Source organism: Peribacillus simplex, assembly GCF_900156045.1.
GTDB classification, from domain to species: domain Bacteria; phylum Bacillota; class Bacilli; order Bacillales; family DSM-1321; genus Peribacillus; species Peribacillus simplex_D.
In genome coordinates this window covers 172,980-185,190 of the sequence record NZ_FTMX01000007.1, presented here as the reverse complement: position 1 = coordinate 185,190, position 12,211 = coordinate 172,980, and the positions used below count along the sequence as shown (strand labels likewise).

Sequence of the window (12,211 nt, the reverse complement as noted above, 5' to 3'; positions counted from 1 at the left end):
AAATTCATAAAGCTTTTTCCGCTTTGATTCCAAAAAACTTGTTCGAAATAAAGAGAACGATTACAATCAGCGTGATTTGAATCATCCCATAGGCAGCTGCCTGCCCCATATTGAACATTCGAAGCTGATTCATGATTTCAATGGATATGGGTCTGTTTGAAATCGTGTACAGCAGGACCGAGGTCGGGAATTCCCCCACAGATTCGATAAATGCCAATAATGTCCCTGATAAAACGCCAGGCATTATAATCGGAAATATGACCTTTCTGAAGGTATAAAACCACTTTGCCCCCAAGTTTCTGGCCGCTTCTTCAATCGAATCATCGAGCTGCTCCAGAACGGCGTTAGTCGAGCGGACAACGAGTGGAATATGTCTGATGAAATAGGCAAGGGGCAAAATCCAAAATGTTCCTACCAATATTTGACCGAAAGAAAAAATGCTAGGTTCATTGAATGCGAATATCAAGTTCATCCCTATGACCGTTGCAGGCAACGCCCAAGGTATCATGACTAGAATATCGACAAAGCTTTTCCCGACAAATTTCCGTTTAACAAGCACATAGGACGCTATGACCCCAAACACCAGATTTGCCAACGTTGCAATGACCGCCATCAGTAAACTATTTCGTAACGGTTTGAAGATATTAGGATCTTCAAACAAAAGCCTGTAATTTTCCACATTAAATACTGTTGGATACGTTTGAAATGTCCAGGTTCCATCCGGCACAAGTGAAAGCAAAAGAATCGTAAAGTGCGGTAAAAGTAAAATAATCACGCCAATGATGCCCGTTACGACCATCACCCATTTCATAATCGGGTTCTTCACTTCACTCCTGTGTGCCCCAATCCCTTTTGAAGCCATGCGATAATCTTTCCTATTCTGATACCAACGCATGAATAATAGAAATGAAATCGAAACGATGGATAGAATGACGGATTGAGTAGCGGCAATTTCCATATCACCATTTATTTTTGAAAAATAAATTTGCAGGCTCAACACCCTGTATCCGCCAGCCAATAAAAACGGGGCACTGAATGAAGCCATTGATATCATGAAAACAAGCAAAGAAGCGGCAACGATGGCAGGTGTCAATAATGGAAATGTCACCTTCCAAAAAACCTTGAATTTATTTGCACCTAAGTTATAAGCAGCTTCTTCAAGGGACGGATCAATTTTATTGATTGCAGCGGATACGGTCATATAAAAATAGACATACATCGTATAGGCATGCACGATAAGGATTCCCGATACCCCGCCAATTTTAAATGGAACTTTATCGAGACCAAACAGATCCTTGATGGCATTTGGAATCAATCCCGATTCTCCATATAAAAACATAAAAGCCATGACCCCTACCAATGATGGAAGGACAATCGGCAAAATCGCTGCTGATGAAAAGAAGCTTCTGCCGGGAAAATCATAACGGTTAAAAATAAATGCGAGCGGAATGCCAATCAAGGCACTGACCAATACACTCAATAAGGATATATAAACGGAATTCCATAGCGCCTCTAGGTTCGTTTTCGATTCCTGCACGAAGAATTCCTGATAATTTCCAAGGGATATCGTTCCGTCTTTTTGCAGACTTTCGATAAAGGTCCTCAATGATGGGTAGAGAACATACGCTACGAGCACCATTACAACTGGTATAAGCAGCCAAATCGTCAACCTGGTATCACGATTTTTAATCATGGAGCATCACCGCTTATGACAGGGATAAGACGCAGCTGTTTCTCAGGAAGCTGGACATACACTTCCTTTCCTTGATAAAAGTACCCAAAATCCTGAGTGTTGAATACGTCAACCCTTAGTGACACGTCTTGAACATCCACCATGACATTCACAACAGATCCAAAGAATTGGACGGAATTTATTTTACCTCTAAATATATTCATTCCTTCTTCGGCTGCATCCAGAATTCTGATTGCTTCAGGACGAATCGAAATCGCAAGGTCATTATCAGTCTGTAAAATGGAATTTCCTTCTCCAGTTTTATTTTGAACATGGAACCTAACCGGTTGTTCAACGTTTTTGAGAGATACTACTACATTCTCTTGTTGAACGTTCTCCACTTGAACGGGCAATAGATTAATCTCGCCTATAAAACTAGCCACAAAATCATTGGCCGGCTGATTATAAATTTCTGCCGGCGTCCCGACCTGGTGACATACGCCATAATTGAACACAGCGATCCGATCACTCATGGATAATGCCTCGGCCTGATCATGTGTAACATAAATGGTGGTAATCTTATAATCACGCTGCAACCTTAAGATTTCCACTCTCATTTCATCACGAAGCTTGGCGTCCAGATTACTTAATGGTTCATCCAGCAGTAATATTTCCGGTTCAATGACCAGTGCTCTAGCTAGGGCCACCCGCTGCTGCTGTCCTCCGCTTAACTGACTCACTTGACGATTCGAGTAGCTCTCCAGCCTGACTTTTTGGAGGGCTTCCAGCACTCTCCTCTTTAAGTCAGCAGAAGAAACTTTTCTTACACGCAAGCCAAACGCTACATTTTCAAAAACAGTCATGTGGGGAAAGAGGGCATAGTTTTGAAAAACCATGCCTGTATTTCTTTTCTCCGGAGGTACACGCGTCATATCTTTGTCGCCAAATCGGACGACACCTTTTGTCGGATAATAAAAACCGGCAATCATCCGAAGCGTTGTCGTTTTACCGCAGCCACTCGGACCAAGAAAGGTAAAAAACTCACCTTCTTTGATTTCCAGATTTAAATGATCAACAGCTATCGTTTTCCCGAAGGCTTTTTGGACATTCTCTATTTTTATTGACGCCATCCCAACGACACTTCCTTATTCTTTAATTTCTTTATCTCCGCTTTTAATATTTTCGTCCCAATATTTCATCCACTCGTCACCTTTTTCTTCGAATGCATTCCAATCAATATCCATCGCTTTAACTTCTGTTTCCGTGATCCATTCAGGTAAATCCTTCACATCATTTCTGGTCGGAATCCTGTAAAACTCTTCTGCCAGAGTTTTTGCGGCTTCCGGTGAATTCACGAACTCATAAAAGGCTTCTGCCGCTTTTGGATGCTTGGCACCTTCAACGATGGCGATCCCCTCTGTCAATACTGGTGTTCCGCTTTCTGGAATGACGAACTCAAACGGATAATTTTTATTTTCCTTAAGCATGACAACATCCGGCATTGCCCAAACGGAAAGTGAGCCCTCTCCTTTGGCCACCTTGTTATACATCATTTCCGGGTTTGCTGAATATTCCTTTGTGTTTTGGTCGAGCTTCTTTAACCAGTCATACCCTTCTTTCGGATCATTTGTATCCTTATACGTACGATAGATCATCGCAGAAAAAATTGTCCTCATCGTTCCTGAGGCTAACGGATAGCGAATGATGATTTCGTCTTTCCACTTCGGATCAAGCAGCTCATCCCAATCTTTCGGTACCTCGTCTTTTGATAGTTCTTTGCTGTTATACATGATGACTTCCGGTGTCTGGCTCGTTCCCGTCCAATACCATTCCGGATCGTGGAATCCTTTATCGAGACTATCGGAATAGCTAGGCTTATAAGCAGCCAGCAGCCCATCACTCTTTGCTTGATTGAAGTTCGTGGAAGGTGCCCCCCACCAAACGTCTGCCTGCGGATTACTTTTCTCTGATCGAACGCGGTCAAGGATTTCCTGAGATCCCATATCAAGCCACTCAACATCAATACCATACTCATCTTCGAACTGTTTTTCGAATTTTGATAAAATATCTTTGCCATGCGGTGAATAAACAACGATCTTATCTTCCAGCTCACCCTTTTTTCCCTTGGCACCGCCAGCATCCGAACTCGTCTTCGTATCTGCACCGTTACATCCCGAAATCAATAGTGCTGCCGATAAGGCCATTACTGAGACAAGCGACTTTTTCCTATTTTTCATTAATACTCCCCCTCATCACGAAAATTCAAAATGCCATCATGTTCCCTTAAGAAAAGGGAAACCGCTCCCAGTACCCCTGCGTTTTCTCCAAGTTGTGAAGTTTTCATTTCTACTAAACTAGGAAGATATCGATCAACGATCTCCCGAATTCTAGGTAAAATGTATTCAGATGAATTTAAAACACCACCCCCTAAAATAATCACCTCTGGATTAAGCAAACTGGCCGCATTGACAATTCCGCAGGCCAAATGTTCGATGGCTTCATTTATGACGGCAATGGCTGTCGTGTCTCCATTTTTTGCTGACAAAAAGGCATCCTCCCCCGATAGTTCGGAAGATTTGGCCCGTTCGAATAAAGAATGATCAGGATTCTTGAGAACCTCCCTGGTAAAATGACTGCCAATCGACTTTCCTCCTGCGACACTTTCCAAATAGCCGTATCTATGGAAAATCGGCTTGAATTCACGCTTCATATCCTCTTTGTCCGTTACCATATATCCCATTTCCCCAGCTGCACTTGATGCTCCTCTGTATAACTGGTTATTCAAGATAATGCCGCTTCCTATCCCCGTGCCAACCGCAATGAACAGCAAATTCCGCTTATTTTGTGCATTACCCAACCACTGTTCACCTAGCGCAGCCGCGTTTACATCATTGTCTAGAAAAATGGGAAAATCAAAATACCGTTTCGCTTCGGCAATGAACGGATATTGTACCCAGCCTAAACTCGGTGCCTCTATTACTAATCCGCTTGCCGTTTGCGTTATACCAGGGATCCCGACTCCCATCCCCAATATCCTGCCTTTCGCAATCTGATTCTTTGCAATTAACCGTTCCGTTTCAATCGCCATTTGTTTAAGAAGCCCTGATTGTAAATAGGTGTTAGTTGAAAAACTAGTGTCGGCGAGGATGTTGCCGCTTAAATCACTTAAAATGATTTTCACTTTCGTCCCGCCTATATCGACCCCAATGATATAGGCAGCCTTTTCATTAAAAAAGAGCTGGATAGGCCTTCTTCCGCCTTGAGAGGAGGATTCTCCTATTCCTTTCTCAAATACCCATTTCTCCTGTATAAGTTCATCCACAGCCAGAGAAACAGTTGGTTTACTTAGCTGAAGCTTAACAGCGATTTCGGCTCTTGAAATGGGCGAACATTCCTGGATGCATTGAATGATTCTTTTTTTATTGACATATTTTTGATGACTGGGTGGTCTTTTAAAACTCATCACATCACGGCCTTACATCATTTAGTTAGTAAATCTTCCTAATTAAGTAAAAATATAACTTAAAAGAATCCAGCACACAAGTTATTTTTCCGAACTTTTAAAATGTTCAATTTTTAATAGTTACTTCGCATCATTTACATTTATACCCATTAGTGCTATTTATTAGATAAGTTTTTTCGTCTGGTTAGTTAGAAAATATTACTAACCTACATTTTTTTAGGAGTTTTATAAAAGTGAAGGGGGTTAAAAGAATAATGAAAAAAGCTTTGTTATCGTTGCTTTCCCTTTTGTTGGTTCTTGCATTATTGCCGCTTGGAGGTAGTGCTGCAGATCCTGATGAAACCAACGTTGAGTTATGGAATGCGGTTAAGCCGCTCGAGACGACCGTGACATTCTTGAACAGCGGTGCCCATCCGGATGATGAACGCAGTGACTTTCTCGCTTATCTATCGAGAGGATTAGGGGTTAAGACGTCCAGCCTGATTGCAAACCGTGGTGAAGGAGGACAAAATGAAATTGGGGATGAACTGGACAATGCTCTTGGAATCATCCGTTCAAGGGAAATGATAGAAGCTGCAAAAATCACCGGGGTTAAGGCCTATCATCTAAGTGAGACTACATCTGATCCCATTTATGATTTCGGCTTCTCTAAAACACCAGAGGAAACATTGGAAAAATGGGGAGAGGAACTCACCTATGAACGGCTAATCCGCTTTATTCGGACGTATCAGCCGGATATATTGATGCCATCCTTTCAAAATGATGATACCCAGCATGGACATCACCGAACAATGACAATCTTAAGTGAACGTGCCTTTAAGGATGCCGCCGACCCAACCGTGTTTCCACAACAATTGAAACAAGGTCTATCGGTATGGCAAGTGAAAAAGTTATATTTGCCCATTTCCTCGGCAGATCAAGCAACCACTTCTATTGAAATCGGTAAATTGGACCCAATATACAATATGACTTACCCTCAGCTTGGAGAACAATCACGCTATCTGCATAAAAGCCAAGGCATGGGTTCTGATATCCCTGCAGCACCTCGCCAGATCCATCTGGATTTGAAGCAAAGCGCCGTTGATACAAAAAAACAGTCTGACCTTTTTGCAGGTGTACCTTACAATTTTACTGAATGGGCTGAAAAACTCCCTCGCCAAGCCTCAAAATTGAAAGGTGAATTTAAATACCTGCAACGGAATTTGGACACCGTCATTGCGGCTTATCCTAATGAAAAACGGGTTTTTTCAGCATCCCAAAATGCGCTCTCCAATGTTCGTTCAATTACTGCGCAAGTCAAAAAGGCAAAGCTAAGCCCTTCCATTAAGAACGACTTGCTTCATAAGCTCTCATTAAAAGAAGAGCAATTGCAAAACGTCAGTTATGTCTCTTCAGGACTCGAAGTTCAAGCTAACGCGGCTTCAAAGATCCTTACGAAAGGCCAAAGAACGAATGTAACCGTAACCGTGAAGAATAACGGGAAACAAACCTTGAAAAAAGTCAATGCTGCATTGAACGTGCCTAAAGGATGGAAGACCAAAACAAAATCCAAAGATGTCAATCTGGCACCAAATAAATCAGCGACAATGACCTACCTGGTTGAAGTCCCTGAAGATGCAGCCTATTACCATGCCTATGATCAATCAACCATTACAACGAGCATTTCTTATAGGTACGGCAGTACAAAAACGACCATCAAGGAAGAATTGGATGGAACGATCGCTGTCCTTCCCGATGTTGGCCTTACCCTATCACCTGAAGATATCGTCGTAAATACAGCAGATGTAAAAGAACAAGTCCCAGTGACCGTAACCTTGAAAAACTACACAGAAGGAAAAACATCAGCTAAGGTCGCTTTAAAAGCCCCTGAAAATTGGGGAGTTCATCCCAAAAATGCCACTGTATCATTTAATGAAAAGTCAGAAGAAAAACAAGTAAAATTCACCCTCAGACCACCGAAGGCAATTCAAAATGGTGAATATCAGATTAAGGCAGCTGCTACTGTCAATGGGAAAACCTTTGATTCTACCATTCAGGAAATTTCCTATGACCATATCGGAACATTCTATTACCAATACCCAGCAGCTATCAACACGGTTGCATTTGAGCTTTTAATGCCAGCTTCATTAAAAGTTGGGTACATTGAAAGTGGATTCGATAAAGTGGCAGATTATTTGAGCAATGCAGGCCTGAACATTACGAAGTTAACTGCAGCTGATTTAGCTGAAGGTGATTTAAGTCAATATGATACGATCGTTACAGGCATCCGTGCTTATCTATCAAGGGAAGATTTAAAGGCAAATAACGCGCGCTTACTTGAATATGTGGAAAACGGCGGTCATCTCGTCGTTCAATACCATAAACCGGGTGATGGATGGGATGCCCTGAAGACAGCTCCATATCCCCTTACCCTCGGGAATCCTTCCATTCGCTGGCGGGTAACCGATGAAAAGGCCACGGTAAACGTCTCGAAACCAGAATCGGCTCTCTTTAACTATCCAAATAAAATAACAAGTGATGACTGGAGCAATTGGGTCCAAGAAAGAGGATTGTACTTCCCAATGGAATGGGATGAACGGTTTGAAACATTCATTTCCATGGCCGATCCAAATGAAGAACCATTTGATGGCGGAATCCTAATGGCTAAATACGGTAATGGCACCTACCTCTACACCAACCTTGTCCTATACAGGCAAATTCAAGGCCAGGTTTCAGGCGGATATCGAATCATGACGAACTTGATTAGTTACGGTGCCAAGTAAATAAGAAAAAACCTATGCATGTGGCGAATGCATAGGTTTTTTTGATGCTTGCCCGATGATATTAATAAACAGGCCTGACTGATTCCCGCTCCTTACAGCCATCCCATTAAAGCACTTTGCTCAAGAATGCTTTCGTTCTGTCGTGCTGAGGGTTGCCGAATAATTCATTCGGCTCATTTTCTTCCACGATATACCCTCCATCCATGAATATGACCCGGTCCCCTACTTCCCGGGCAAAGCCCATTTCATGCGTAACGACAACCATTGTCATGCCTTCCTTGGCAAGTTGCTTCATTACCTCCAAAACATCGCCGACCATCTCAGGGTCAAGGGCCGAAGTCGGTTCATCAAATAGCATGATTTTCGGATTCATCGCTAATGCTCTTGCGATGGCGACCCGCTGTTTTTGTCCGCCGGAAAGTTCCCCTGGATAGCTATTTGCTTTTTCCTTAAGGCCAACCTTATCCAATAACTCAAGCGCCAATCTTCCTGCTTCCGCTTTCTCGGTGGCACGAATTTTAATAGGGCCCAATGTTATGTTCTCAAGGACGGTTTTATGAGGGAATAGATTGAAATGTTGAAAGACCATTCCAACTTCTTGCCGGACTTTGTTAATATTGATTTTCCTTTTGGGATCGGTTATTTCATGTCCGTTAATGACCACCTCACCGCCCGTAATTTCCTCAAGGAGATTCAGGCAACGCAGGAATGTACTCTTTCCAGATCCAGAAGGGCCTATTACGCAAATTACTTCCTTTTCCTGCACTTCTGCATTAATATCTTTTAAAACCTCGACAGTTCCAAATGATTTTCTCAGGTTTTTTACAGTTATGATGCTCATCGAACTTGTACCCTCCTTTCTATGAAATTAGCAATAAGGGTTAACAAATAGATGATGATAAAGTAAATCACACCGACGGCCAGCCAAATCTTGAATGCTTCAAAGGTTGCCGAAGCTTGAATCTGACCTTGCTGGGTTAAATCGGCAATACCAATGACGGATAATAGCGAAGTGTCTTTCAAGCTGATGATCGATTGGTTCGTAATGGTAGGTAGCATCCTTCTAAAGGCTTGCGGCAGCACGACATACCTCATTGTTTGAGTACCAGTGAACCCGATGGATCTTGCCGCTTCGGTTTGTCCTTTATCGATGGATTGTATCCCCGCCCTTATTATTTCAGCAAAATATGCCCCTGCATTGATAGCAACGGTAATTATTCCAGCTGTTGTACTGTCCAAAGAAATCAAATTCAGTGAATTCACACCAAAATAGATAAAAAACAGCTGAACGATGAACGGTGTCCCTCGTATCGCATCCACATAAACCTTTGCAATCCAGTTCAAGATCTTGATGGGGGCAAGTCGCAGCAAAGCGACCAGTAAACCAATCAAAAAACCTAGGATAATGGCAATCACAAAGATATAAAGTGTCACCTGAAGTCCTTTTAATAATATTGGCAATGCCGCAACAATTATATCCATTTCTTTCCCCCCTTTGAAAAAGAAAGCGCGCCATAAGCGCGCCTATCGAGCTTTAAATCTATTGTTTATTCACCAAGATACGTTTTAATAATTTCATCATAGGTGCCATCTTTTTTCAGATTGGCAAGACCATCATTAATTTTCTTCAATAAATCCTTGTTTTGCCCTTTCAATACAGCAATTCCATATTGGTCACCATTCAAACGGTCACCTACGATTTTCAGCCCAAGATCTTTTTGGGCGATCGCATAGGAGATAACCGGGTAATCTTCTATAAGAGCATCCGCATTACCGTTGGCCACTTCCTGGAACATCGCTGGACTATCATTGAATTGAACTACCTTAATTCCTAGTTTCGTAGCATTATCCTGTGCATACTTAGCACCTGTTGTTCCCTTTTTGACTGCAATGGTTTTTCCTTTAAGATCTTTAACAGTTTTAGTGCTTGTATTATCTTTTTTAACAACTATTGTTAGTCCTGCATCAAAATACGGTGTTGAGAAATCCACTACCTTTTTTCTTTCCTCTGTAATGCTCATGCCCGCAATGGCTACATCAAGCTGATTGGCTTGCATAGCCGGAATGATTCCGCCAAAATCCATCGGAGACAATTTGATTTTAAAATCCTGGTCTTTCGCAATTGCATTGATCAATTCTATATCAATACCTTTATATTCGTTCCCCTCTTTAAATTCAAAAGGAGGATAAGTCGTATCCACACCAACCTTATATACCTTTTCAGGTTCCTTTTCCTCACCTGCATTTTTTTCTTCATTGGTTCCACAAGCCGAGATAAAGATAGTTAGAATCAAAAACATACTCAATAAACCAAGTTTCTTCATTCAAATCACTCCAATTCTTAGATTATACGTGATAATAAATAATTCTCCCTATAATATAGCATAAGAATAAAGTATTATAATATGAATTTTTAGAATATATATTATTTTCTTCAAATAATTTTTATGGATGTTTTTCCTAATATTGTTTCATTGATGGAAAATAAAAAAAGGAAACCTTCACTTTAAAAATAGCAGATCATGCCTTTAAAGTTGTTTTTATACCAGGTAAGTTTTGAAATCCTTAATAGGAGACACCCCTTTAGGATCATTGAAGCTTACACAATTGATTATCGATGCAACAATTTTGCTACCTTTAAATGTTTCGAACCACCATATGATCGCAATACAAATATCAGGAATTGGTTGAATAATAGACGGAATCAAAAGTTTTAAAAAAAGGAAAATAGAGGCGGATGTCGCTGGTTTTATAGGTCTAAAATACCCCTTCTTCAACTAAAGCGCCCTATAGATCCATAAAGAAAAGCTGCCTTATAGACAGCTTCGATCTTAATTCATGCACCTATTGGATCAATAAGCCACCATTTAGCAACTTGTCTTTATGAAACATCGGATTACCTTTATATTTTAGGAAAGACATTCACAATTCTTGTTTAACATGAAAAATTTTCTTATTCAGTCTAGGGATATACATAACTAGAAAACAAGATCTACCCACACTAAAGACAATGAAGGCGAGCCATAAGCCATGATTGTCCCAGATGGGTGTTGCAGTGACTTGCACAATAATATACGCCATCAACGCGTAAATCATAGAGTTTCGAACCGGTACAATTTCAGTAGCTCCCGTGAAGACACCGTAAATGACGAGTCCGAAACAGGCTGTGAATGGGAAAATAATTAGCCAAGCTCCATATGTATTCGAAAGCTCGATTACTTTAGGTAAATTCGTGAAGAGTCCAATAATCTGTTCTTGAAATATTGCATAGGCACAAGCAATGAAGAAAGCGGATAGAATTGACCATTGCCAGGATAGGGTGAGCGTTTTTTTATATAATTTTTCATCATTTGAACCAATCGCTTTACCTACTAGTATGCTAGATGCATTCGCAAACCCATCAAAGAAATAAGCCATAATATAATGAATTTGAATCAATACAGCATTGGCAGCCAATAGTTCCGTGCCAAAAGTAGCTCCTTTTGCTGTAAACAAGTTAAAAACAGCTAATAAACAAATCGTTCGAATAAATAAATCCCGGTTAACGATAAACATCTTTTTCATGGAATGTGAATCTATAAGCGTTCCCACAGCTGGCATTTCCCATCGAATCGGTGATGCCTTCAATAAAAGGAGTAAGCCAATTAAGAAAGCTGTGATTTCTGCGATTAAAGTTGCCATAGCCACCCCTTTTACGGCCAAAGAAAAGACATAAACAAACAAAATGGCAAGAACAATATTCAAAACATTCATGAACACTTGTAAAAATAAAGATACTTTAATCTTCGACATGCCCATCAACCAACCAAGAATGACATAATTCATCAAAGTGAAGGGCGCTCCCCAAATTCGAATTCGAAAATATTCCGCTGCAAATTTGCTAACATTGGAATCAGGTGCGATCAGTTTCAAAGCCGCATATTCAATCGGCCATTGCAGGAGGATAAAACAAAGACCTACAATGACGGCTAATAAAAAAGGGCGAAACAAAGCGAGTGCTCCTTGAGCTTGATCGTTTGCCCCATTAGCTTGAGCGGTAAACGCAGACGTGCTAACTCGTAAAAAACCGAATAACCAATATAAAGTATTAAAAATAACGCTACCTACTGCAACTCCCCCAATATACGCCGGATCTGGAAGCTGACCAACAACTGCCGTATCCACAGCCCCTAATAAAGGTGTTGTCATCGTTGAAATCGTTAAGGGAATGGCTAAAGTAAGGTATGTTCGATGATTCATCTTTTCCCTCCAATATGTTCTTCAGAAAAAATATAAACAAGAGCCTCGATTTTCAAGTTGAAATCGAGGCCTTCC

Annotated in this window: 9 protein-coding genes; 1 reads left to right on the top strand and 8 read right to left on the bottom strand. The window is 41.0% G+C overall.

From position 1 onward, the window contains the following. Positions 1-4: 4 nt before the first annotated feature. From BW986_RS22500 to BW986_RS22485, 4 genes are read right to left on the bottom strand one after another with little or no spacing between them, the layout of a single operon-like run. A complete protein-coding gene (locus tag BW986_RS22500; RefSeq protein ID WP_076370963.1) occupies positions 5-1,693 on the bottom strand; it encodes an ABC transporter permease in 1,689 nt (562 codons plus the stop codon). Further along, positions 1,690-2,802: an ABC transporter ATP-binding protein gene (locus BW986_RS22495; protein ID WP_076370961.1), complete on the bottom strand. Its 1,113-nt coding sequence runs from the start codon at positions 2,800-2,802 to the stop codon at positions 1,690-1,692. The genes BW986_RS22500 and BW986_RS22495 overlap by 4 nt, the downstream gene beginning before the upstream one ends. A 15-nt stretch (positions 2,803-2,817) precedes the next feature. Then, the gene (locus BW986_RS22490) at positions 2,818-3,909 is read right to left on the bottom strand and encodes an extracellular solute-binding protein (protein WP_076370959.1); all 1,092 of its coding nucleotides are present in this window, start codon (positions 3,907-3,909) and stop codon (positions 2,818-2,820) included. Further along, positions 3,909-5,135 (bottom strand): ROK family transcriptional regulator, encoded by a 1,227-nt coding sequence (locus tag BW986_RS22485; RefSeq protein WP_076370957.1) that lies wholly within the window; start codon positions 5,133-5,135, stop codon positions 3,909-3,911. Before BW986_RS22485 ends, BW986_RS22490 begins: the two co-directional genes overlap by 1 nt. A gap of 254 nt (positions 5,136-5,389) precedes the next feature. Here BW986_RS22485 and BW986_RS22480 point away from each other — a divergent pair, with 254 nt between their 5' ends. Beyond that, positions 5,390-7,897: an NEW3 domain-containing protein gene (locus tag BW986_RS22480; protein ID WP_076370955.1), complete on the top strand. Its 2,508-nt coding sequence runs from the start codon at positions 5,390-5,392 to the stop codon at positions 7,895-7,897. 106 nt (positions 7,898-8,003) lie between these two features. On the opposite strand, the gene BW986_RS22475 is transcribed toward BW986_RS22480, so the two are convergent. The 4 genes from BW986_RS22475 to BW986_RS22460 form a co-directional block, all read right to left on the bottom strand. Then, positions 8,004-8,738, bottom strand: a complete 735-nt coding sequence (locus BW986_RS22475) for an amino acid ABC transporter ATP-binding protein (protein WP_076370953.1) — start codon at positions 8,736-8,738, stop codon at positions 8,004-8,006. Then, a complete protein-coding gene (locus tag BW986_RS22470; RefSeq protein ID WP_076370951.1) occupies positions 8,735-9,379 on the bottom strand; it encodes an amino acid ABC transporter permease in 645 nt (214 codons plus the stop codon). The genes BW986_RS22475 and BW986_RS22470 overlap by 4 nt, the downstream gene beginning before the upstream one ends. Before the next feature lie 65 nt (positions 9,380-9,444). Beyond that, the gene (locus tag BW986_RS22465; RefSeq protein WP_076370949.1) at positions 9,445-10,221 is read right to left on the bottom strand and encodes a transporter substrate-binding domain-containing protein; all 777 of its coding nucleotides are present in this window, start codon (positions 10,219-10,221) and stop codon (positions 9,445-9,447) included. Positions 10,222-10,819: 598 nt separating this feature from the next. Continuing rightward, on the bottom strand, positions 10,820-12,136 hold the full coding sequence (locus BW986_RS22460; RefSeq protein WP_076370947.1) for an MATE family efflux transporter: 1,317 nt from the start codon (positions 12,134-12,136) through the stop codon (positions 10,820-10,822). Between the last annotated feature and the right edge of the window lie 75 nt (positions 12,137-12,211).